Origin of the sequence: Streptomyces venezuelae (genome assembly GCF_008642375.1) — a bacterium.
Classification (GTDB): domain Bacteria; phylum Actinomycetota; class Actinomycetes; order Streptomycetales; family Streptomycetaceae; genus Streptomyces; species Streptomyces venezuelae_G.
Genome location: NZ_CP029194.1, coordinates 7,518,858 through 7,542,048, shown reverse-complemented (window position 1 = coordinate 7,542,048; position 23,191 = coordinate 7,518,858). Strand labels below are relative to the sequence as shown.

17 protein-coding genes are annotated in these 23,191 nt (G+C 72.3%); 10 read left to right on the top strand and 7 right to left on the bottom strand.

What is annotated here, in order from left to right:
- Positions 1-190: 190 nt before the first annotated feature.
- Positions 191-2,083 (bottom strand): ABC transporter ATP-binding protein, encoded by a 1,893-nt coding sequence (locus DEJ46_RS34380; protein ID WP_223835324.1) that lies wholly within the window; start codon positions 2,081-2,083, stop codon positions 191-193.
- 97 nt (positions 2,084-2,180) lie between these two features.
- Between DEJ46_RS34380 and DEJ46_RS34375 the strand changes: the two genes are divergently transcribed.
- From DEJ46_RS34375 to DEJ46_RS34365, 3 genes are all read left to right on the top strand, one after another.
- A complete protein-coding gene (locus tag DEJ46_RS34375) occupies positions 2,181-2,678 on the top strand; it encodes a MarR family winged helix-turn-helix transcriptional regulator (protein WP_190623031.1) in 498 nt (165 codons plus the stop codon).
- Between the two features lie 39 nt (positions 2,679-2,717).
- On the top strand, positions 2,718-5,642 hold the full coding sequence (locus DEJ46_RS34370; protein ID WP_150272626.1) for an FAD-binding and (Fe-S)-binding domain-containing protein: 2,925 nt from the start codon (positions 2,718-2,720) through the stop codon (positions 5,640-5,642).
- 232 nt (positions 5,643-5,874) lie between these two features.
- Positions 5,875-7,311: a Gfo/Idh/MocA family protein gene (locus DEJ46_RS34365; protein WP_150272624.1), complete on the top strand. Its 1,437-nt coding sequence runs from the start codon at positions 5,875-5,877 to the stop codon at positions 7,309-7,311.
- 49 nt (positions 7,312-7,360) lie between these two features.
- On the opposite strand, the gene DEJ46_RS34360 is transcribed toward DEJ46_RS34365, so the two are convergent.
- Positions 7,361-8,977 carry a peptide-N4-asparagine amidase gene (locus DEJ46_RS34360; protein ID WP_150272622.1) on the bottom strand — a complete coding sequence of 539 codons (1,617 nt, stop codon included), beginning with the start codon at positions 8,975-8,977 and terminating at the stop codon, positions 7,361-7,363.
- Positions 8,978-9,172: 195 nt separating this feature from the next.
- On the opposite strand from DEJ46_RS34360, the gene DEJ46_RS34355 reads away from it, so the two are divergent.
- Together DEJ46_RS34355 and DEJ46_RS34350 are read left to right on the top strand one after the other, a co-directional pair.
- Positions 9,173-11,002 (top strand): ABC transporter transmembrane domain-containing protein, encoded by a 1,830-nt coding sequence (locus DEJ46_RS34355; RefSeq protein ID WP_150272620.1) that lies wholly within the window; start codon positions 9,173-9,175, stop codon positions 11,000-11,002.
- Positions 10,999-12,780: an ABC transporter ATP-binding protein gene (locus DEJ46_RS34350; protein WP_150272618.1), complete on the top strand. Its 1,782-nt coding sequence runs from the start codon at positions 10,999-11,001 to the stop codon at positions 12,778-12,780. Before DEJ46_RS34355 ends, DEJ46_RS34350 begins: the two co-directional genes overlap by 4 nt.
- A 60-nt stretch (positions 12,781-12,840) precedes the next feature.
- Here DEJ46_RS34350 and DEJ46_RS34345 read toward each other — a convergent pair whose 3' ends face one another.
- Positions 12,841-13,632 (bottom strand): metal-dependent hydrolase, encoded by a 792-nt coding sequence (locus DEJ46_RS34345; protein WP_150272616.1) that lies wholly within the window; start codon positions 13,630-13,632, stop codon positions 12,841-12,843.
- A gap of 133 nt (positions 13,633-13,765) precedes the next feature.
- On the opposite strand from DEJ46_RS34345, the gene DEJ46_RS34340 reads away from it, so the two are divergent.
- Positions 13,766-16,279 (top strand): DEAD/DEAH box helicase, encoded by a 2,514-nt coding sequence (locus DEJ46_RS34340; RefSeq protein ID WP_150272615.1) that lies wholly within the window; start codon positions 13,766-13,768, stop codon positions 16,277-16,279.
- Positions 16,280-16,293: 14 nt separating this feature from the next.
- The gene (locus DEJ46_RS34335) at positions 16,294-17,157 is read left to right on the top strand and encodes an acyl-CoA thioesterase (RefSeq protein ID WP_150272613.1); all 864 of its coding nucleotides are present in this window, start codon (positions 16,294-16,296) and stop codon (positions 17,155-17,157) included.
- A gap of 16 nt (positions 17,158-17,173) precedes the next feature.
- Here the strand turns inward: DEJ46_RS34335 and DEJ46_RS34330 are convergent, their stop codons facing one another.
- Positions 17,174-18,244 carry an RNA ligase (ATP) gene (locus DEJ46_RS34330; RefSeq protein WP_150272611.1) on the bottom strand — a complete coding sequence of 357 codons (1,071 nt, stop codon included), beginning with the start codon at positions 18,242-18,244 and terminating at the stop codon, positions 17,174-17,176.
- A gap of 114 nt (positions 18,245-18,358) precedes the next feature.
- Positions 18,359-18,571, bottom strand: a complete 213-nt coding sequence (locus DEJ46_RS34325) for a DUF6011 domain-containing protein (RefSeq protein WP_150272608.1) — start codon at positions 18,569-18,571, stop codon at positions 18,359-18,361.
- A gap of 36 nt (positions 18,572-18,607) precedes the next feature.
- Here DEJ46_RS34325 and DEJ46_RS34320 point away from each other — a divergent pair, with 36 nt between their 5' ends.
- On the top strand, positions 18,608-19,090 hold the full coding sequence (locus DEJ46_RS34320; RefSeq protein ID WP_150272606.1) for a glutathione peroxidase: 483 nt from the start codon (positions 18,608-18,610) through the stop codon (positions 19,088-19,090).
- Between the two features lie 36 nt (positions 19,091-19,126).
- Here the strand turns inward: DEJ46_RS34320 and DEJ46_RS34315 are convergent, their stop codons facing one another.
- Complete coding sequence (locus tag DEJ46_RS34315; protein ID WP_150272604.1) at positions 19,127-20,500, bottom strand: cytochrome P450; 1,374 nt, start codon at positions 20,498-20,500, stop codon at positions 19,127-19,129.
- 143 nt (positions 20,501-20,643) lie between these two features.
- Between DEJ46_RS34315 and DEJ46_RS34310 the strand changes: the two genes are divergently transcribed.
- Positions 20,644-21,111, top strand: a complete 468-nt coding sequence (locus tag DEJ46_RS34310; protein WP_150272602.1) for a VOC family protein — start codon at positions 20,644-20,646, stop codon at positions 21,109-21,111.
- 44 nt (positions 21,112-21,155) lie between these two features.
- On the opposite strand, the gene DEJ46_RS34305 is transcribed toward DEJ46_RS34310, so the two are convergent.
- Positions 21,156-22,373 carry an acyl-CoA dehydrogenase family protein gene (locus DEJ46_RS34305; protein ID WP_150272600.1) on the bottom strand — a complete coding sequence of 406 codons (1,218 nt, stop codon included), beginning with the start codon at positions 22,371-22,373 and terminating at the stop codon, positions 21,156-21,158.
- Between the two features lie 164 nt (positions 22,374-22,537).
- Here DEJ46_RS34305 and DEJ46_RS34300 point away from each other — a divergent pair, with 164 nt between their 5' ends.
- Positions 22,538-23,185, top strand: a complete 648-nt coding sequence (locus DEJ46_RS34300; protein ID WP_150272598.1) for a TetR family transcriptional regulator — start codon at positions 22,538-22,540, stop codon at positions 23,183-23,185.
- Positions 23,186-23,191: the final 6 nt, after the last annotated feature.

The window sequence follows — 23,191 nt, the reverse complement described above, 5'->3', positions numbered from 1 at the left end:
TGCGATCGTCAGACGAGCCAACCCAGGAAGTGGAAGACGCCGGCGAGCAGATCGGTGATGACGTTCATGGTGGTGCTTCTCCTCGTACAAGTACATCAGTGGGACTGTGCGGTCGCGGTCTGCAGCCCGTCGCTCGCACTCCGTAATCTTCCGATGCCGTACGGGAGTTGGGCAACGATTCCCGAAACGATCACACGTTCTGGGGAACAACCGCTCCCACGTTCGTTTGTTCGCCTCCGGCGCGGCCCCCGATGGGGCCTTCGGCGGCGCCGGTCACGGCGGCCCGGGCGTCCCTGCGGACCAGGGCCGCGTACCGCCCGTCCCGGGCGAGCAGCTCCTCGTGTGTCCCGCGCTCCGCTATGTGCCCCGCCTCCAGGACGACGATCTGGTCGGCGTCACGGACGGTGGAGAGCCGGTGGGCGATGGTGATGGTGGTACGGCCGGCCGAGAGGGCGTCGATCGCCTGCTGCACAGCGTGCTCCGTACGCGTGTCGAGGGCGCTGGTCGCCTCGTCGAGGATGAGCACCGGCGGGTCGCGCAGGATCGTGCGCGCGATGGCCAGACGCTGCTTCTCGCCGCCCGAGAAGCGGTAGCCGCGCTCGCCGACGAGGGTGTCGTACCCGTCGGGGAGGGAGGCGATGTGGTCGTGGATCTGCGCGGCGCGCGCGGCGGCCTCGATCTCCTCGTCGGTGGCGTCCGGCTTGGCGAAGCGGAGGTTGTCGGCGACGGAGGCGTGGAAGAGGTACGTCTCCTGGGAGACGACGCCGACGGCGCGGGCCAGTGTGTCGAAGTCGAGGTCGCGCACGTCGACGCCGTCGAGGGTGACCCGGCCGCCGGTGACGTCGTACAGCCGGGGCACGAGGTAGCTGAGCGTGGACTTCCCGGAGCCGGTGGGGCCGACGACGGCCAGGCTGCCGCCGGCGGGGACGGTGACGTCGATCCCGTCGAGGGTCGGGCGCGCCTGGCCCTCGGGGTCGTAGCGGAACTCGACCTTCTCGAAGCGCACCTCGCCGCGGACCTTCGCGAGCCGGACGGGCTCGGCGGGCTCGGTGATGTCGACGGGCAGGTCCAGGTATTCGAAGATCCGGTGGAAGAGGGCGAGCGAGGTCTGCATCTGCACCCCGGTGGAGAGCAGGCTCACGGCGGGCCGGAAGAGGCCCTGCTGGAGCGAGACGAAGGCGACGAGCGTCCCGAGCGAGATCGCGGGGCCGCCCGACTGGAGCGCGATGCCGGCGGCCCAGTAGATCAGGGCGGGCATGGCGGCCATGACGATGCCGATGGTGGACATGCGCCACCGCCCGGCCATGGAGGAGCGCACTTCGAGGTCGACGAGGCGCTCGGACTCCTCGGCGAAGGACTTGGTCAGGGAGTCGGCGCGGCCCATGGTGCGGCCGAGCAGGATGCCGCTCACCGAGAGGGACTCGGTGACGGTCGCGGCCATGGCGGCCATCTGCTTCTGGCGCTGGGTGGTGATCGCCTTGCGCTCACGGCCGACGCGACGGCTGATCCAGACGAAGACGGGCAGCAGGAGCAGGGAGACGACGGTGAGCCGCCAGTCCAGGGCGAGCATGGCGACGACGGTCGCCACGACGGCGGTGAGGTTGGAGACGAGCGAGGTGGCCGTGGAGGTCACGGTCGCCTGCATGCCGCCGATGTCGTTGGCGATGCGGGACTGGACCTCGCCGGTGCGCGTGCGCGTGAAGAAGGCGAGCGGCATCCGCTGGAGCTGCTCGTAGACCCCGGTGCGCAGGTCGTGCATGACGCGCTGGCCGACCGTGGTGGAGATCAGGGTCTGGAGCACGCCGAAGACGCTGGTCAGGACCGCGGTGGCGATCATGCCGAGGGCGAGGAGACTGAGCAGCCCCGTCCGGCCCTGCGGGATCGCGGTGTCGAGGATCTCCTTGAGCAGGAACGGCGAGGCGACCGAGACCAGCGAGGCGGCGCCGACCAGGAGGCCGACGAGTGCGAGGCGGGCACGGTAGGGACGGAAGAGCCGCAGGATGCGCCGTAGCTGTGCGGGCTCCTTGGGCTGGGTGGAGTCGCGGGGCGGGGGCGTCCAGTCGGACTGGTCGTGGGGGCGCATGGGCTCCTTCGGGAGGCGGACGTACGTCGGTCGACAGATACCCTAGCTCATTGTTACCTATGCTCACAATGAACATGGTCCTGATATTGTTCCCGGCATGAGCACCTCCGACCACCCGAGTGGGACCGATCGGCCGAGCGGGAACCACCGGCCTGGCGGGACCGATGCCGACGGCCTCCTCGCCGAGCAGCTGCTGCGGCTCACCCGGCGCCTGCACCGCATCCAGAAGCACCACCTGGAACCGGTCGGCATCACCCCCGCGCAGTCCCGGCTCCTGCGCACGGTCGCGCACTTCGGGGAGCCTCCCCGAATGGCCGATCTCGCGACCCGGCTCGAGGTCGTCCCGAGGGCCGTGACCAGTCTCGTCGACGGGCTTGAGGCGGGCGGGCGGGTGCGCCGGGTCCCGGATCCGAGCAACCGCCGCGTGGTCCGGATCGAGCTCACCGAGGAGGGGCGCGCCACGCTGCGGGAGCTGCGCAGCGCGCGCCGGGCCGCCGCAGAGGACATCCTTGCTCCATTGACCGTCGATCAGCGCGAGGTGCTCGGAGGTCTGCTGTCCGCTCTGGTCGACCGGGTCCCGGAGAGCGGCTGCTGATCCCCCGGACACGGGGACGCGCCGAAGGGGAGCCGCTCCATGCCGCTGTTCGAGCCGAACCCGCAGGCCCTCCGGCCCGGTACGAAGCGGAGTCCGGCCCCGGACCGGGTCCCCGAGCTCCAGTCGAAGGGCACGCCGCGGCGGCTGCGCGAGGAGCTCTCCGCGCTCCTCGGCGCGGAGAAGGTCCTTTCGGGCCTCTCCGACCTGGTCCGTTACGCCTCCGACGCCAGCCCGTACCGTTTCGTCCCGCAGGTCGTCGTGGTCGCCGAGGACATCGACGACATCTCCGCCGTCCTGTCGTACGCGCACGGCAAGGGCCGCGAGGTCGTCTTCCGGGCCGCCGGGACCAGCCTCAACGGTCAGGCGCAGGGCGAGGACATCCTCGTCGACGTCCGCCGGCACTGGGCGGGCGTCGAGGTCCTCGACGGCGGCGCCCGCGCGCGGATCCGCCCCGGCACGACCGTCGTCCGGGCCAACGCGGCACTCGCCCCGCACGGGCGGGTCCTGGGACCCGATCCGGCCAGCGCGATCGCCTGCACACTCGGCGGCGTCGTCGCCAACAACGCCTCGGGGATGACCGCGGGGACCACCCGGAACTCGTACCGGACCCTGGCCTCGCTCACCTTCGTGCTGCCGTCCGGGACGGTGGTCGACACCGCGGACCCCGCGGCCGACGAGGAGCTCGCGCGCGCCGAGCCGAAGCTGTGCGCGGGGCTCCTGGCACTCAAGGCGGAGATCGAGGCGGACGCCGAGCTGACGGCCCGGATCCGGGCCAAGTACGCCATCAAGAACACCAACGGCTACCGGCTCGACGCCTTCCTGGACGGTGCCACGCCGGTCCAGATCCTGCGGGGTCTGATGGTCGGCTCCGAGGGCACCTTCGGCTTCATCGCCGAGACCGTCTTCGACACCCTCCCGCTGGACCGCGAGGTCTCCACGGCCCTGCTCTTCTTCCCCTCTCTGCCGGCCGCCGCGGCGGCGGTGCCGCTGTTCAACGAGGCCGGGGCGCTCGCCGTCGAGCTGATGGACGGCAACACCCTGCGGGCCTCGGTGAGCGTGGCGGGCGTCCCCGCCGACTGGGCGGAGCTGCCGAGGGCGACGGCGGCGCTCCTGGTCGAGTTCCGGGCCCCGGACGCGGCGGCGCGGGAGGCGTACGAGCGGGCGGCGGACGCGGTGCTCGCCGGGCTCGACCTGGTGGCCCCGGTGCCATCCGTGGAGAACTCCTTCACCCGGGACCCGAAGCGGATCAGCGGCTACTGGAAGGCCCGCAAGGCCTTCGTGTCGGCCGTCGGCGGCTCGCGGCCCTCGGGGACGACCCTGATCACCGAGGACTTCGCGGTGCCGCCGGCGCGGCTCGCGGAGGCCTGTGCCGAGCTGCTGGAACTCCAGTCCCGGCACGGCTTCGACGCGGCCGTCGCCGGCCACGCGGCCCACGGGAACCTCCACTTCCTCCTCGCGTTCGACGCCGGAGACCCGGCCGACGTCGAGCGGTACGCGGCCTTCATGGAGGAGTTCTGCAAGCTGACCGTGGAGCGGTTCGACGGCTCGCTGAAGGCCGAGCACGCCACCGGACGCAACATCGCGCCGTTCCTGGAGCTGGAGTGGGGGACGAAGGCGACCGAGCTGATGTGGCGGGTCAAGGAGGTCATCGACCCCGACGGGGTCCTCGCCCCCAGGATCGTCCTCGACCGCGACCCGGAGGCCCATCTGCGCGGCCTGAAGACGATCCCGGCCGTGGAGCGGATCGCGGACCCGTGCATCGAGTGCGGCTTCTGCGAACCGACCTGCCCCAGCCACGACCTGACGACCACTCCGCGCCAGCGGATCGTGCTGCGCCGGGAGATGATGCGCCAGCCGGACGGCTCCCCCGTCGAGGCCCGCCTCCTGGAGGCCTACGGCTACGACGCCGTCGACACCTGCGCCGGCGACTCCACCTGCAAGCTGGCCTGCCCGGTCGGGATCGACACGGGCGCGCTCATGAAGGAGTTCCGGCACGAGCGGCACTCGCCGCGCGAGGAGCGGATCGCCGCCCTGGCCGCGAGGAACTTCCGCGCGGTGGAGGCCTCGGCGCGGCTCGCGGTGGCCGCCGCCGACCGGATCGGCGACCGGGTCCTGGAGCGGGTGACCGGCTTCGCCCGCAAGGCCGTCCGGCCCGACCTCGTACCGGAGTGGCTGCCCGAGATCCCCGGCGCCGCAGCGCGCCGGCTGCCCCGCACCCACCGCCCGGCGGCCGTCGCGGTCTACTACCCGGCCTGTGTGAACCGGATCTTCGGCGGCCCCGACGGGCAACGCGGCCCCTCCCTGCCGGAGGCGGTCGTCGCCGTGTCGGCGCGGGCCGGGAAGCCGGTGTGGATCCCCGACGACGTGGCCGGAACATGCTGCGCCACGATCTGGCACTCCAAGGGGTACGAGCGGGGCAACGAGGTGATGGCCAACCGGATCGTCGAGGCCGCCTGGGGGTGGACCTCCGGCGGGAAACTGCCCCTCGTCGTCGACGCCTCCTCGTGCACGCTCGGCATCGCGCACGAGGTCGTCCCGTACCTCACGGCGGACAACCGCGAGCTGCACGCCGAGCTCACCGTCCTCGACTCCCTCGTCTGGGCGGCGGACGAGCTGCTCCCCCGGCTCGACGTGCGCCGCCGGGTCGCCTCCGCGGTGGTCCATGCGACCTGCTCCATGCGGCACCTGGGCGACGAGGAGCAGCTGACCCGGCTCGCCGAGGCGTGCGCCGAGGAGGTCGTCGTCCCCGCCGACGCGGGCTGCTGCGCCTTCGCGGGCGACCGCGGGATGCTGCACCCGGAGCTGACGGCCTCGGCGACGGCGCGCGAGGCGGCCGAGGTCACGGCCCGCTCCTTCGACGCGCACCTGTCGGCCAACCGGATGTGCGAGATCGGGATGGACCGGGCCACCGGCCGCACGTATCAGTCGGTGCTGCTCGCCCTGGAGCGCGCGACCCGTCCCTGACCTTCCGTCAGCCCGAACCCCGAAGGACCCCTCACCCCGGCCGGTGAGGGGTCCTTCGTATGTTCGGGTGATCGCACGGTGTCGGGTACGACTCCGTGCGATATCCGGAACAGTAAAGTCCAACTACCCGTCGCAAGAGTCCTATCCGCGCCCTTGCGCACCGTCGGCCACCGGGGCCAGGGTCCTGTGCGGGATTCATGAAACAGCCGTGCACACAGCTCCTGGAGGTTCCATGAACGAGCAGGTACCGCCCAGCCCGAGCCGTCGCAAGGTCCTCAGGACCACCGCGGGCGCGGCCGGAGCAGGCCTCGGCCTCGCCGCGGCCGGCGCCCCGGCCGCCCAGGCCGCCACCGCGTCCGCCGCCGCCACGGCCTCGGCGGCAGCGAAGACGGAGACCGCCGCCGAGGCCGCGCCCCGGCGTCGCGGACAGACCATGGCCGGCGTCCCCTTCGAGGGCCGTTCCACGGTCCGTGTCGGGATCGTCGGCCTCGGCAACCGGGGCAACGGCATGATCGGCCTCTTCCTCGCGCTCCCCTGGGTGCGGGTGGTGGCCGTCTGCGACCCGGTGCGGGAGAAGGCCGAGCGGGCCGCCGGCAAGGTGGTCGCCGCCGGTCAGCCCGCGCCCGCCGTCTACACCAACGGCGAGGACGACTACGAGAACCTCTGCGCCCGCTCCGACCTCGACTTCGTGTATGTGGCCACCCCCTGGGACCAGCACTTCCCGATGGCCAAGGCGGCGATGCTGAACGGCAAGCACGTCGGCGTCGAGTGTCCGGTCGCGATGACGATCGCCGAACTCTGGGAGCTGGTCGACCTCTCGGAGCAGACCCGCCGCCACTGCATGCAGCTGGAGAACTGCTGCTACGGACGGAACGAGATGCGGGTCCTGCGCATGGCGCACGCCGGCAGGTTCGGCCAACTCCTGCACGGCGCGGGGGCGTACAACCACGACCTGCGCGGCCTGATGTTCTCGCCGACGTACTACGAGGGGCCGTGGCGCCGGCTGTGGCACACGAAGCTGCGCGGCGATCTCTACCCCAACCACGGCTTCGGGCCCGTCGCCAACTACATGGACGTCAACCGGGGCGACCGGGTGGTGAGCATCAGCAGCTTCGGCACCCCGGCGCTCGGTCTCGCCGAGTACCGCGCGGAGCACATGCCGCCCGGCGACCCGAGCTGGAAGGAGACGTACATCGAGAGCGACCGGACGATCAGTCTGGTCCAGACGGCCAAGGGGCGGCTCATCCGGCTGGAGCACGACGTCTCCACGCCGCACCCGTACAGCCGGATCAACAGCCTGGGCGGCACGAAGGGCGTCTTCGAGGACTACCCGGCCCGGATCTACCTGGAGCCGGACCACACGAACGACCAGTGGGCCGACTTCTCGTCGTACGCCGCCGAGTTCGACCACTGGCTGTGGAAGGAGCACGCCAATCCGCCGGGCGGCCACGGCGGCATGGACTACATCATGATCTACCGGCTGATGCAGTGCGTGCAGCTGGGCCTCGTCCCGGACTTCGACGTGTACGACGCCGCCACGTGGACGGCTCCGGTGCCGCTGAGCCACGCCTCGATCAAGGCGAAGGGCGCGCCGCAGGAGATCCCCGACTTCACGCGGGGCGAGTGGCGCAAGGCCCGCTCGGGCGTGGACTCGGTCAGGCCCTCCTGAGCTGCGCGGCGCCCGGTCCCCGCGTGACGGGGGCCGGGCACCGCCGTGTTCAGCAGCTCCGCCGGTCCTCGGTGAGCGTCCCCTGAACCGTCGTCAGGCTCCGGTCCCAGCAGCCCTCGGAGCCGTACAGCCGGTAGCGCTCGGTCGTGGTGCCGACCGCGTGCCGCTGGTCGCGCGGCACACCGGTGGTGTAGGTCGCGTCCCCGGTGTACGTGTCGTCCAGGCGCGACCAGGAGAGGCGCCGCCCGTCGCGCAGGACGACGGTGTCGGCGCGGTCCCCGAGGGTGAGGACCGTCCGCAGCCGGTCGCCCGCGCCGACCGTCGTCTCACCGTCCATCGTGTACGCGCGCCGGACGTGTGTGGCGGTGCGGTCGCTGGTGACGGTCTCGTCGTCCGTCCAGCGTCCGGTGAACGCGTCCGGGTTCTCGCCCTCGCCCCAGCGGTGGACCGAGGTGTGGCCGACGGTCCGGTCGACGGTGGTGGCGATCCGGCCGTGCGAGGTGTTCAGGTGTCCCGCGACGGTGAGCCGGTGCCCTGCCCCGGTGTCGACGGTGTGCGGGGCGGTTCCGGAGGCCGCCGTGTAGACGGAGGAGTTGCGCGGGACGCTCTCCTCGTGCCGGTCGAGCCCGCCGGTGACGACCCGGCTGCCCTCGTCCTGCCAGAGCAGCACGTTGGTGGGGACGGACCAGCCGCTCAGACCGGCCGGGACGCCGGCGACGGAGACCTCCACACGGTGGGCGCGGCCGTCGTTGAGGAGGGCGGCGAAGGGCGTGAGGTCGTAGACGACCGGCCGGACGTCGAAGGCGCGCGGGCCGGGGGTGACGTACCAGAGGAAGGGGTTGGACCAGCCGCCCGTCCAGACCGTGGGGAAGGGGGCCGCGATGCCCGCGAGGCGGCCGTCGACGGCGATCCGGACCTCGCGGTGCGGGCCGTCGGTCGCCCGGCAGGAGTAGGGGGCGGTGTCGGGGACGGAGAGGTACCAGTATTCCTCGCAGCCGCCGCCGGAGCCGGTGGCGTACACCTCGGCGAGGAGCCGTTCGGTGTTGCGCGGAGTGGTGAGGGTGGGGCCGGTGAGGGGGATGACCCGGTCGGGGGTGCCGGCGGCGGGTTTCACGCGGCCCTCGGCGGTGTGGAAGGTGAGGGTGACCCGGACGTCGAGGACACCGGTGTACGTCTCGTTCACGACATTGCCGATGAGCATCTCGACGGGCTGGGGGCGGCTGAGGGTGTCGCGGTAGCGGGTGACGTCCTTCTCGACGGACCAGGTGATGCCGTCGGGCGAGGGCTGGGGCGTGGAGGTGCGGAAGATCTCCACGCCGCCGACGGCGACGTGGCCGAGGCGGTCGTACTGGCGGCCCTTGACGCTTCCTTCGAGCCGGAGGACGACCTTGTTCCAGCGGGTGCCGCACTCCTTCGGCGGGGTGTATCGGCCCTGGTACGGGGTGAAGTCGCGGAACTGCGCGGCGGCGAGGGTGACCTCGCAGCTGCGGGTGCCTGGGGTCTCGACGGGCGGGCCGGCGGTCACCGGGTCGTGCCAGTCGGAGGTGAACTCGGCCGGGGGCGTCGGGCCGTTCGGACCCTCGGCGGCGGCCGGGTGGGCGGTGAGGAGCGCCCCGGCCGCCAGGACCAGACCGCTGAGCATGCTCATGATCTTGAGTGATCTCATGGGCCGGAAGTGAAGCGCGGTCACCGCGGTGCGGTCCAGAGGACGATGAGCGGACATGGCGCGATCTGTTCCCTCGTGGGGAAAATCGATTGCCGCTCCCTGGGGAAGAAGCGAACCTTGCACGGTTTCCACTCCGCCGCCGCACCCCCGGCGCGCGATCCCCCGCACAGACAGACCCGGAGACCCTGGGACGCCATGCAGATTCGAGATCTTCCCTACGCCGACCCAGGGGTCCCCGATGTCCGCTCGGGTACCCGGTTCCTCCTCTGGCTCGGCCGCAACCAGCTCGGCGGACAGGTGAAGGCCCTCCTCTGGGGCCTGCTCCTCCAGCTGGGCATCGCCGGGCTGCCGCTCGGCGTCGGCGTCGCCGTGCAGGCGGTCGTGGACCGCGACGGCGGGCGGCTCGCCCTCGCCGCGGGCCTGCTCGTGGGCTGCGGGCTGGCCATCGCGGTGGGCGACACGATGCTCCACCGCGTCGCCGTCACCAACTGGATCACCGCCGCCGCCCGGGTCCAGCAGCTCCTCTCCCGCAAGACCGCCGAGCTGGGCTCGGTGCTGACCCGGCGGGTCGCCGCGGGCGAGGTCGTCTCCGTGTCCACGGGCGACGTCGAGAAGATCGGCTGGTTCGTCGAGGCGCTGTCCCGGTTCGCCGCCGCCGCCCTCTCCCTGCTGATCGTCTGCGTCGCCCTCGTCGTCTACCAGCCGGCCCTGGGCATCGTCGTCGCCATCGGCGTCCCCGTTCTCGCCCTCGCCGTGCTGCCGCTCCTCCCCCGCGCGACGCGCCGGGCCGACGTCCAGCGCGAGAAGGCGGGCAAGGCGACGGAGCTGGCCTCCGACACCGTCGCCGGGCTCCGCGTCCTGCGCGGCATCGGCGGCGAGGAGCTGTTCCTCGGCCGCTACCGCGCCGCCTCCCAGGAGGTCCGCAGGGCCGCCGTGCACAGCGCGCGGATGTGGGCGCTGATCGCCGCGATCCAGGTCCTCCTGCCCGGCGTCCTGCTCATCGTCGTGGTGGCGTACGGCGCGCGGCTCGCGCTCGACGGGCGGATCACGGTCGGCGAACTCGTCACCGTCTACGGCGCCGTGGCCCTCACCCATCACCCGATGCGGAACTTCGAGGAGATCGCGATGGCCTTCTCCTTCTCCCGGCCGTCGGCGAAGCGGGCCGCCCGGGTCCTCTCCCTGACCCGCACCACGACCACGACCACCACCGGTGCCGCGGGCGAGGCGGGCAAGGCGACCGGCGATCTGTACGACCCGATGACCGGGCTCGTCGCCCCGGCCGGCCGGTTCACCGCCGTCGTCTGCGGCGACCCGGACGTGGCCGGACGGCTCGCGGACCGGCTCGGCGGGCACCCGGCCGACCGGGACGAGGGGCACACCTCGGTCCTGCTCGGCGGGGTCCCGCTGGACGAGCTGCCGCTGGCGGCCGCCCGTACGGCCGTCCTCGTCCAGGACAAGGACCCGGTCCTGCTCTCGGGCACGCTCCGCGAGCTCCTCGACGTGCCCTCCTCGGGCGCGGTCCGGGCCGAGGACGCGCTCGCCGCCGCCCAGTGCGGCGACGTCCTCGACGCGCTCGCGCAGGCCTCCGTCGACACCGACGGGGACCCGATGCGGACGCGGATCACCGAGCGGGGCCGGTCGCTCTCCGGCGGCCAGCGCCAGCGGCTCGCGCTCGCCCGCTCCCTGGTGACCGACCCGGAGGTGCTCGTCCTGGACGAGCCGACGTCGGCGGTCGACTCGCACACCGAGTCCCGGGTGGCGGACGGGATCGCCCGGCTGCGCGAGGGCGGGACCACCGTGGTCCTCGCTTCCTCGCCGCTGCTCCTGGACCGCGCCGACCGGGTGGTCCTGGTCCACGCCGGGCAGGCGGTCGCCGTCGGCACCCACCGTGAACTGCTCGCGAAGGAGCCCCGCTACCGCGCGGTCGTCACCCGCGAGACCGACGAGGAGCTCGCCGCGGCGGACAGCCGCCTCCCCGACATCGACACGGACGAACTCGAAGCACTGGAAGGGGAAACGGCATGATCGGCCTGGCGCCACCGGAGTACGACCCGGCGGCCCCCACGACGGCGACGACGCTGCCCGTCGCGGCCGGCCCGACCGTACGGATCTACGTACGGGAGCTGCTGCGCCGGCACCGCAGGGCGTTCGCGCTGCTCATCGGGGTGAACGCGGTCGCCGTGATCGCCTCGATGGCCGGACCGTACCTCCTCGGTTCGGTGATCGACGAGCTGAGTGCCGGGGCCCGCGACCTCCATCTGGAGCGGACGGTCGCGCTGTTCGCGGTCGCGCTGCTCGTCCAGACGGTCTTCGTGCGGCTCGTCCGGCTGCGTGGGGCGATGCTCGGCGAGGAGATGCTCGCCGATCTGCGCGAGGACTTCCTCGTCCGCTCGGTGGGCCTGCCGCCCGGCGTCCTCGAACGGGCCGGGACGGGCGACCTGCTCTCCCGTATCACCACGGACATCGACCGGCTCGCCAACGCGATGCGCGAGGCCGTGCCCCAGCTGGCCATCGGCATCGTCTGGGTGGGGCTGCTGCTCGGCGGGCTCGCCGTGACCGCGCCCCCGCTCGCGCTCGCGGCGCTGCTCGCGGCGCCGGTGCTCGTCGTGGGCTGCCGCTGGTACTTCAAGCGGGCGCCGTCGGCGTACCGCTCGGAGTCCGCGGGGTACGCGGCGGTGGCCGCCGCGCTGGCCGAGACGGTCGACGCGGGCCGCACCGTGGAGTCGCACCGCCTCGGCGCGCGGCGGATCGCCCTCTCCGACAAGCGCATCACCGAGTGGGTGGCGTGGGAGCGGTACACGCTCTTCCTGCGGTCGGTGCTCTTCCCGGTCGTCACGCTCACGCACACGACGGTGCTGTGCGGTGTCCTTCTCCTCGGCGGGGTCTTCGTCTTCCAGGGCTGGATCGACGTGGGCCAGCTGACGACGGGCGCGCTGCTCGCCCAGATGCTGGTGGACCCGATCGGGATCGTGCTCCGCTGGTACGACGAGCTCCAGGTCGCGCAGGTCTCGCTGGGCCGGCTGGTCGGCGTCCGGGACATCGAACCGGCCGCGGGTGACCACGAGGTGCGCCCGGACGGGCGGGCCGTGCGGGCGGACGAGGTCCGGTTCGGCTACCGCGAGGGCGTCGACGTGCTGCACGAGGTGTCCCTGAAGGTGGCGCCGGGCACCCGGCTCGCGCTGGTGGGCCCGTCGGGCGCGGGCAAGTCCACGCTGGGCCGGCTCCTCGCGGGCATCTACGCCCCGAGGGAGGGCTCGGTCACCCTCGGCGCCGCCGAGCTGGCGCGGATGCCCGCAGAGCGGGTCCGCGAGCACGTGGCCCTGGTCAATCAGGAGCACCACGTCTTCGTCGGCTCGCTCCGGGACAATCTGCTGCTCGCCCGGACGGGCGCCGCCGATGCCGACCTGTGGGAGGCCCTGTCCGCGGTGGACGCGGACGGATGGGCCCGGGGCCTCGACGAGGGCCTGGACACGGAGGTCGGCTCGGGCGGCCGTTCGCTCACCCCGGCGCAGGCCCAGCAGGTCGCGCTGGCCCGGCTCGTCCTCGCCGACCCGCACACACTGGTCCTGGACGAGGCGACCTCGCTGCTCGACCCCAGGGCGGCCCGGCACCTGGAGCGGTCCCTCGCCCGGGTCCTCGACGGGCGCACGGTCGTGGCCATCGCGCACCGGCTGCACACCGCGCACGACGCCGACCTGATCGCGGTGGTCGAGGCGGGCCGGATCAGCGAGCTCGGCAGCCACGACGAGCTGGTGGCGGCGGACGGCGCGTACGCGGCGCTGTGGCGGTCCTGGCACGGCTGATCCTCGGCGACGAAAGGGGGCCCGCACCGGATGTCCGGTGCGGGCCCCCTTCCCGTACGCCTAGAAGAAGCCGAGCGCCGAGGCCCCGCCGACGCCGCCGAGCAGCATGAAGGCGGGCATCAGGACCTTGAGCTCGACCCAGCTGCCGGCCCGGAAGCGCATCCCCTTGGGCGGGCCGATCGGGTACCAGCGCTTGCGGCCCACCGGGATGGGCCACAGGATCGGGCAGCCGGAGACCGTCAGGGCGTCGCCGATGTCGTGGACGAGGGCGCCGAGGACGATCGGCAGGCCGAGCCAGAGGTACTCCTGGCCGGGGCCGGTGAAGAACCAGTCCGCGCCGTTGCCGGGCTTGTCGAGGACGCCCGCGAGGATCCAGGCGCTCGTGGCGCCGAGCAGCCAGACCAGGACGTCGCTGGACATCCGGGCGGCCCGCCACAGCAGCCCTTCGACGGCGAGGACCAGGTGGACGAAGAGGATGGCCAGGACCGCCCACCGGCCGCCGGTGACCGCCGCGGCGGAGGCGCCGGCGCCGATCAGGACGGCCCAGAGCCAGGTGTGGGTGAGCGTCCGGTGCCCGCCGGACCTGCGGGGGTCGGCGGAGGAGCGGGTGGCCTTGTAGACGGCGTACGAGAGCTTGTCGACGATCTCGCAGAGGAGCTTGGAGACCGGCCCGAAGGCACGGGAGATCGTCGCCGACTTGTGGTCGAGGTCGGGGGCGAGGGCGGCGCCCGCGCAGATGAGCGCGCCGACGAGGAGGACGGGCCAGGGCATCGGGCGGTCGAAGGCGGCGGCAGCCGCTCCGACACCCAGCCAGGCCGCCGCTCCGGACAGTGAGTGCGCCGGTCCCATCATGGTCGCTGCCGCCCCCGTTTCTCGTGCGCCGGCGCTCAGTTGACGACCGGTCGACGGACGAGCCTACCGTCCGTGATCAAGAAGGCCTCCGGCCGGTTCCCTCATCCGAACGGAATCCAGGCAAGATGGGGGCGTGACCCTTATCGATCGCCTTCCGCCGACCGCCGACCCCGACGCCCTCTTCGAGGCCTTCTCCTCATGGGCCGAGGACCGGGGCATCACGCTCTACCCGGCCCAGGAGGAGGCGCTGATCGAGGTGGTGTCCGGGGCGAACGTGATCCTGTCCACCCCCACCGGCTCGGGCAAGTCGCTGGTCGCGGCGGGGGCGCACTTCACGGCCCTGGCGAACGACCAGGTCACCTTCTACACGGCGCCGATCAAGGCGCTGGTGTCGGAGAAGTTCTTCGACCTGTGCAAGATCTTCGGCACGGAGAACGTCGGCATGCTCACCGGCGACGCCTCCGTGAACGCGGACGCGCCGGTCATCTGCTGCACGGCCGAGGTCCTCGCCTCGATCGCGCTGCGGGACGGCAAGTACGCCGACATCGGCCAGGTCGTCATGGACGAGTTCCACTTCTACGCCGAGGCGGACCGCGGCTGGGCCTGGCAGATCCCGATCCTCGAACTGCCGCAGGCGCAGTTCGTCCTGATGTCGGCGACGCTCGGCGACGTGTCGATGTTCGAGAAGGACCTGACGCGGCGGACCGGACGGCCGACCTCGGTGGTCCGCTCGGCGACCCGGCCGGTGCCCCTGTCGTACGAGTACGAGCTGACGCCGATCACGGACACCCTGACGGAGCTCCTGGAGACGAAGCAGGCCCCGGTCTACATCGTCCACTTCACGCAGGCGCAGGCCGTCGAGCGGGCCCAGTCGCTCATGAGCATCAACATGTGCACGCGCGAGGAGAAGGACAGGATCGCCGAGCTGATCGGCAACTTCCGCTTCACCACCAAGTTCGGGCAGAACCTCTCGCGGTACGTCCGCCACGGCATCGGCGTGCACCACGCCGGCATGCTGCCCAAGTACCGGCGGCTCGTCGAGAAGCTGGCCCAGGCCGGTCTGCTGAAGGTGATCTGCGGGACGGACACGCTGGGTGTCGGCGTCAACGTGCCCATCCGTACGGTGCTGTTCACGGCGCTGACGAAGTACGACGGCAACCGGGTGCGCACGCTGCGGGCCCGGGAGTTCCACCAGATCGCGGGCCGGGCCGGGCGGGCCGGCTTCGACACGGCGGGTTACGTGGTCGCGCAGGCGCCCGAGCACGTCATCGAGAACGAGAAGGCGCTCGCGAAGGCCGGCGACGACCCGAAGAAGCGCCGCAAGGTCGTCCGCAAGAAGGCTCCGGAGGGCTTCGTCGCGTGGAGCGACACCACCTTCGAGAAGCTGATCGGCTCCGAGCCTGAGCCGCTGACCTCGCGCTTCAAGGTCACCAACATCATGCTGCTCTCGGTGATCGCGCGGCCGGGCAACGCCTTCGACGCGATGCGCAAGCTCCTGGAGGACAACCACGAACCGCGCAAGGCGCAGCTGCGGCACATCCGCCGGGCCATCGCGATCTACCGCTCGCTGCTCGACGGCGGTGTGGTGGAGCAGCTGGACACCCCGGACGCCGAGGGCCGCACGATCCGGCTGACGGTCGACCTCCAGCAGGACTTCGCGCTGAACCAGCCGCTGTCGACGTTCGCGCTCGCCGCCTTCGACCTGCTGGACCCGGAGTCCCCGTCGTACGCGCTCGACATGGTGTCGGTCGTCGAGTCGACGCTCGACGACCCGCGCCAGATCCTCGCCGCGATGCAGAACAAGGCGCGCGGCGAGGCCGTCGGGCAGATGAAGCGCGACGGCGTCGAGTACGAGGAGCGGATGGAGCGGCTCCAGGAGATCTCGTACCCGAAGCCGCTGGAGGAGCTGCTCTGGCACGCGTACGACGTCTACCGGAAGTCCCACCCGTGGGTCGGCGACCACCCGGTCTCGCCGAAGTCGGTCATCCGTGACATGTACGAACGGGCCATGACCTTCACGGAGTTCACGTCCTGGTACGAGCTGGCGCGGACCGAGGGCATCGTGCTGCGTTACCTCGCGAGCGCGTACAAGGCGCTCGACCACACCATCCCGGACGACCTGAAGACGGAGGACCTGGAGGACCTGATCGCCTGGCTGGGCGAGATGGTGCGGCAGGTGGACTCCTCGCTGCTCGACGAGTGGGAGCAGCTGGCGAACCCGGAGGTCCAGACGGCCGAGGAGGCCCAGGAGAAGGCCGATCAGGTCAAGCCGGTCACGGCGAACGCCCGTGCCTTCCGGGTCCTCGTGCGCAACGCGATGTTCCGCCGGGTGGAGCTGGCGGCGCTGGACAACGTGGACGCGCTGGGCGAGCTGGACGCGGAGGCCGGCTGGGACGCGGACGCGTGGGGCGAGGCGATGGACGCGTACTGGGACGAGTACGACGACCTCGGTACGGGCCCGGACGCGCGCGGCCCGAAGCTGCTCGCCATCGAGGAGGACGCGGCCCACGGTCTGTGGCGCGTCCGGCAGACCTTCGCCGACCCGAACGGCGACCATGACTGGGGTGTCAGCGCGGAGGTGGATCTCGCGGCCTCCGACGAGGAGGGCCGTGCGGTCGTGCGCGTGACGTCCGTCGGACAGCTGTAGAGGAGAGACCTGTCGTGACCAATCCCGCCGAGAGGCTCGTCGATCTGCTCGACCTGGAGCGGATCGAGGTCGACATCTTCCGTGGGCGGAGCCCGCAGGAGTCGCTGCAACGCGTCTTCGGCGGGCAGGTCGCCGGGCAGGCCCTCGTCGCGGCCGGCCGGACCACCGAGGGGGACCGGCCGGTGCACTCGCTGCACGCCTACTTCCTGCGGCCGGGCCGGCCCGGGGTGCCGATCGTGTACCAGGTGGAGCGGGTGCGGGACGGCCGGTCGTTCACGACCCGCCGGGTCACGGCGATCCAGGAGGGGCGGACGATCTTCAATCTGACGGCCTCCTTCCACAAGCCGGAGGAGGCGGGCATCGAGCACCAGCTGCCGCCGCGGCACCTGACCGACCCGGAGAGCCTGCCGAACCTCGCGGACGAGATCCGCGAGCACCTGGGCGCGCTGCCGGAGGCGCTGGAGCGGATGGCCCGCCGCCAGCCGTTCGACATCCGGTACGTGGACCGGCTGCGCTGGACCCAGGGCGAGGTCAAGGGCGCGGATCCGCGCTCGGCGGTGTGGATGCGGGCCGTGGGGCCGCTGGGCGACGACCCGCTGGTCCACACCTGCGCGTTGACGTACGCCTCGGACATGACGCTCCTGGACGCCGTCCGGATCCCCGTGGAGCCCCTGTGGGGTCCCCGCGGGTTCGACATGGCGTCCCTGGACCACGCGATGTGGTTCCACCGGCCGTTCCGCGCCGACGAGTGGTTCCTGTACGACCAGGAGTCCCCGATCGCGACGGGCGGCCGGGGGCTCGCGCGCGGCCGCATCTACGACCGCGAGGGGCGCCTCCTCGTGTCCGTGGTCCAGGAGGGCCTGTTCCGCAAGCTGTGAGGGGCGCCCGGGCCGGTCACTCGTACTCCGTGCCGCCCTTGCGGGTCAGGTAGGCCGGGCTGACCGCCTTGGCGATGGCCCGGCCGCCGACGACCGGGCTGTACCGCTCGGTGGCCGGGCGGATGACGACGCCCTCCCGCAGGTGCGCCTCGCGCCCGGAGACGGTCTCCCGGCCGCTGGCGTGCGCGAGGACCGTGTCCAGGTCGTACGGGCCGGTGTAGAGGCTCGGGACGAGCGGGACCTCGCCGGGTGCGAGGACCTCGGCGGGGGCCAGCCAGTGGACCTGGCCGTCGATCTCGGCCGACACGTCGAAGAGGGCGTAGCCGACCGTCTGCGAACGGCCGTCGGCGCCATACGTGAGGTCCTGCACCCCGGCTCCGAAGACCTCGCCGAAGAAGCCGATCCTGCGGGCGCCGAGGCGCTCGGCGAGCCGCTGCGCGACGGCGGGCAGGCCGTGCGCGTGGACGGCGCGCCAGTACAGGTTGCGCGGGTCCTCCTGGAGGGCGAGGCCCTTCGCCCCGTACCCCTTGGAGGAGACCTGGACGCGCCCGTCCTCGGCGTGCCAGGTCAGCAGGCAGGCGGTGCCGTGGAGCTTCTCCGTCAGGACGACGGGCTCGCCGGGCTCGAAGATGTCCGGGTAGCGCTGGAGGTTCTCGATGTCGACCCAGGGCAGCAGGTCGGGGGCGGACTCGACGTCGCCGTTCATGGTGGTCGGGACCGGCGGAACCCATTTGGTGATGCCGAGGGTCTCGGCGAAGTCGGTCCCCTCGGCCGCGGCGCGCTCCAGGTCGGTGCCGGCGAGCGCGGCGGGGCGGCAGACGATGCCCTGCGACAGCTCGCCGCGCAGCCGTACGGCCCTGACCCGGTCGGAGTCCTTCCCGGCCAGGCGGCCGGTCAGCCCGAGCTCGTCGACGAGGGCGGCGGGCAGTACGGCCTGCTCCGGTATGTAGAGGGCCGCGTCGCCGGTGCGGTAGGCGCCCTTGGCGACGACGGCGCGGTAGAGGCCGACCTGAGCGAGTTCCAGGGCGTCGGCGTTGGGGTGGGGGTGGACGGTCAGGACTTCGGCGGTGACGCGCAGGGTCGACATGTCAGGACTCCGGTGGCTCGGGTTTCGTTCTCATCGGTGATCACTGTGCCGATGCGAATTTGCCTGGGCCATCGTTTTGTCGCCTGGTACCGTCGCCCGGTCGCGGGGGCGCCCCTAGATGCCCGGGAGGGTGTCCTGCGCGACCTCGTGGCGGCGCGAGCGGATGTCGGGGCCCGGCGGGTGGAGTCTGGCGTCGCAGGTCGGGCCGAGGCCCGTGCGGCGGGAGTCCGCGCCGGTGAGGGGCCGGCCGCAGAGCCGGCAGCACACGCGGCGGGGCTCTTCCTCCGTCGCGGAATCGATCGCGATCGCCAGTCGTTCTTCACCCATACCGAGATCAAACCCCATTTCGACCAGGAGCGGTCCATGAGCCTGTACGACATCCCCCTGAAGACCCTGACCGGGGAGCCCGTCTCCCTCGCCGACTACCGGGACCGCGCGGTGCTCGTCGTGAACGTGGCCTCGAAGTGCGGGCTGACCCCGCAGTACGCGGGTCTTGAGCGGCTGCAGAAGGAGTACGGGGAGCGCGGCCTCACCGTGCTCGGTGTGCCCTGCAACCAGTTCGCGGGCCAGGAGCCGGGCAGCTCGGAGGAGATCCAGGCCTTCTGCTCGGCGACGTACGGGGTGTCCTTCCCGCTCCTGGAGAAGACGGACGTCAACGGCGGCGACCGCCACCCGCTCTACGAGGAGCTGACGAAGGTCGCCGACGCCGAGGGCGAGGCCGGTGACATCCAGTGGAACTTCGAGAAGTTCCTGATCGGCCGGGACGGCACGGTCACCCGCTTCCGTCCGCGCACCGAGCCGGAGGCCGCGGAGGTCGTCGCCGCGATCGAGGCGCAGCTCGCCTGACGGTCCCCCGCCGCCGTTGCCGTCTCCGGTGGGCGCCTAGGCCCTCCTGGGGCGGAGCCGGCAGCGGGCCGGGCCCGCCGCCTGGAGGGTGATCGCGGGGGCGACCGGGACCTCGGTGTCGACGGCCTCGAACTCGTACTTCTGGAGGAGCATCGCCAGGGCGACCACCGACTCCAGCATCGAGAAGTGCTGGCCGATGCAGGCGCGCGGGCCGCCGCCGAAGGGGAACCAGGCGTACCGGGGGCGGGCGGCCTCCGCCTCGGGCGTGAAGCGGTCGGGGTCGAAGCGCTCCGGGTCCTCCCAGTAGGCGGGGTGGCGGTGGGTGACCCAGGGGGCGACGATGACGTCCGCGCCGGCCGGGACGGTGACGCCGTCGATCTCGGTGGCGGCGACGGCACGGCGGCCGATGACGGGCGCGGCCGGGAAGAGCCGCATGGCCTCCTTGAGGACCTGCGTGACGTACGGCAGGGAGTCCATGTCGGCGGCGCCGGGGGTACGGCCCGCGAGCACCCGGTCGACCTCCTCGTGCGCCCGCTTCTGGAACTCCGGGTGCAGGCCGAGGAGGTGGAGGGCGAAGCCGAGGGAGGTCGCGGTCGTCTCGTGGCCCGCGACGAGGAAGACGAGGACCTGCTCGCGCAGCTCGGTGGCGCTGAAGCTGCCGTCCTCGGCGCTCTCGGCCTCGGCGAGGAGCGTGAGGAGGTCCTGCCCGTCGCCGGGGGCGCGGCCGGACTCCCGGCGGTCGGCGATGATCCGGTCGCAGACCTCGTACAGCGCCTTGTGGACCGCGGCGGCCCGGCGGTTGCCGGGGGTGGGCCAGTCGCGGGGGGTGTTGAGCGGCGCGTAGCCGCGGCGCAGGACGTAGGCGCCGACCTCGGGGAAGCAGCGCTCGACGACCTCGACGGCCGCGTCGACGTCGGTGCCGAAGAGGATGCGGGCGACGGCGCGGAGTGCGAGCCGGGTCATCCCCTGGAGGACGTCGACGGTGAAGGCGGCGTCCTCCTGCCACTCCTCGGTGAGGGCGGTGACCTCGGCGGCGATGGCGGCTGCGTAGCCGTCGACGCGGCGCTTGGTGAAGAGGGGCTGGACGAGCCGGCGCTGGCGCAGGTAGTCCTCGTCCTGGCTGGTGAGCAGACCGTTGCCGAAGGACTCCCGTACCTCCTGGTAGAAGGCGTTGTCCTTGCGGAAGTTGGCCGCCTCGCCGGCGAGGACCTGCTGTGCGCCCGCGGCGGAGAAGACGCCGTAGACGGTGGCGCGGATCCCGGGCGGCCCGGCGGTGATCCGGACGACGTCGCCGTGCTCGCTCCGCGCGCGCAGGAAGGTGCCCAGTGAGTCGTTCTTGAGGTCGCGCATGGAGCCGAGCAGCGGATGTCCCGCGAGTTCGGGCGCTTCGGCCCGCGTGGTGGTGGCCATGATCGGTTCCCCTCGATTCGTCACTGCTGGGCGATTCTCCCCCAGGCAGTAACCCACACGTAGCCCGGACTGAACACCCGTCCGAATGCGCCCGGTTGGTCCGGCCCCGGGCGGCTGTCGGTGGCGTCTGCGAGGCTCGCTCCATGGACCGCCCCGAGCTCACTCTGCAACTGACGATCGACTGCGCGGACCCCCAGCGGCTCGTGCCCTTCTGGCTGGACGCCCTGCGGTACGTCCCCGACCCGCCGCCCGCCGGACACGCCTCCTGGCGGGAGTACTGGCGGGCGATCGGCGTGCCCGAGGAGGAGCTGGGCGAGGACGCCGGGGAGCTGCCCGAGTCCATCGTGGACCCGAAGGGCGTGGGCCCCCGCGTCTGGTTCCAGCGGGTCCCGGAGCCCAAGGCCGCCAAGAACCGCGTGCATCTCGACCTCAAGGTCGGCGGCGGCCGCGAGGTGCCGCTCGCCCTGCGCCGGGAGCGGGTGGACAGCGAGGTGGCCCGCCTGACGGCCCTGGGCGCCACGATCCTGTACGCGATGGACGAGCCGAACGGCATGGACTACTACGCGGTGGTGCTCCAGGACCCGGAGGGCAACGAGTTCTGTCTCGTGTGAGACGTCCGGGGGCGGGGTGTCCCGTGTCCCGCCCCCGGCGCCGGCTACTTCGCGAGCGCGCGGCTGATGACCATCCGCTGGATCTCGCTCGTGCCCTCGAAGATGGTGTAGATGGCCGCGTCGCGGTGCATCCGCTCCACCGGGTACTCGCGGGTGTAGCCGTTGCCGCCGAGGATCTGGATGGCCTGGCCGGTGACCTGCTTGGCGACCTCGCTCGCGTACAGCTTGGACATGGAGCCCTCGGCCGAGGTGAAGGGCTTGCCGGCGGTCGCCATCCAGGAGGCGCGCCAGACGAGGAGCCGGGCCGCGTCGATCTGGGTGCGCATGTCGGCGAGCTGGAAGGCGACGCCCTGGTTCTCGATGATCGGGCGGCCGAACTGCACGCGGGTCTTCGCGTAGTCGAGGGCGACCTCGTACGCGGCGCGGGCGGTGCCGACGGCCATGGCGCCGACCGCCGGGCGGGAGGCCTCGAAGGTGGCCATGGCGGCGTTCTTCACGCTCGCGCCGCCGCCCGCCTTCGCCTTCTCGCGGGCCCGGGCGAGGCGCTCGTCGAGCTTGTCCTTGCCGCCGAGGAGGCAGTGACCGGGGACGCGGACGTCCTCCAGGACGACCTCGGCGGTGTGCGAGGCGCGGATGCCGTGCTTCTGGAACTTCTGGCCCTGGGAGAGGCCGGGGGTGTTCGGCGGCACGATGAAGGAGGCGTGGCCGCGCGAGCCGAGCTCGGCGTCCACGACGGCGACGACGACGTGGACGTTGGCGATGCCGCCGTTGGTCGCCCAGGTCTTGGTGCCGTTGAGGACCCACTCGTCCTTGGCCTCGTCGTACACGGCCCGGGTGCGCATGGCGGCGACGTCGGAGCCGGCGTCGGGCTCGGAGGAGCAGAAGGCGGCGACCTTCACGTCGTTCGCGTCGCCGTACATCTGCGGGACCCAGGTGCCGATCTGCTCCTCGGTGCCGTTGGCGAGGACGCCGACGGCGGCGAGGCCGGTGCCGACGATGGAGAGGGCGATGCCCGCGTCGCCCCAGAAGAGCTCTTCCATGGTCATCGGGACGCCGAGGCCGGTCGGGTCGAAGAACTGCTGGGCATAGAAGTCGAGGGAGTAGATTCCGAGCTTGGCGGCTTCCTGGATGATCGGCCAGGGGGTCTCCTCACGCTCGTCCCACTCGGCCGCGGCCGGACGCATCACATCGGCGGCGAAACCGTGCAGCCAGTCCCGGACCTGCTTCTGGTCGTCGTTGAGTTCGAGCGTGAACTCGGCCATAGTTCCCTCCCAGCAGTACGTTACTTGCGGTAACAGCAGTCTGTTACCGGTGGGTACGGGCTGTCAACCTGCGGCGGAGCACTTCGGGCCGCCCGGCGCCGGGCGCCGGGCGGGTGTTACGTTGCGACAGCCTCACGGAATCGCACGGGCGGGGAGACACGCTTATGGACATCACACACCGGACCACCGATCAGCAGAAGCCCGCGGAACAGCGACGGCGCGAACTGCTGGAGGCGGCGGACCGGGTGGTGCTCCGGGACGGACCCAAGGCGTCCATGAACGCCATCGCGGCGGAGGCCGGCATCACCAAGCCGATCCTCTACCGGCACTTCGGCGACAAGGGCGGCCTCTACCGCGCCCTCGCCATCCGCCACACGGACGCGCTGCTCTCGGCGCTCCGGACCGCGCTCGACGCCCCCTCCGACCGGCGCCGCCGCGTCGAGTCCACCCTCGACACCTACCTCGCCTCGATCGAGGCGATGCCCCAGGTCTACCGCTTCCTCATGCACCCGGCGGAGGAGTCGCACCAGTCCGAGCAGGGCTTCGACGTCGGCCGCCACTCGGCCCCGCTGCTGCGCCGCATGGGCGAGGAGCTCGGCCAGGTCATCGCCGAACGCGTCGACCTGGGACCCGCCGCCGACGTCCAGGCCCGGATCTGGGGCCACGGCATCGTCGGCATGATGCACGCGGCCGGCGACTGGTGGCTCGGCGAGCGACCCTGCTCCCGCGCCGAGCTGGTCAGCAGCCTGGCCGACCTGCTGTGGGGCCGGCTCGCGATGGCCGACGACCGCCCCGGCGGGCCGGGGTTCTGACCGGAC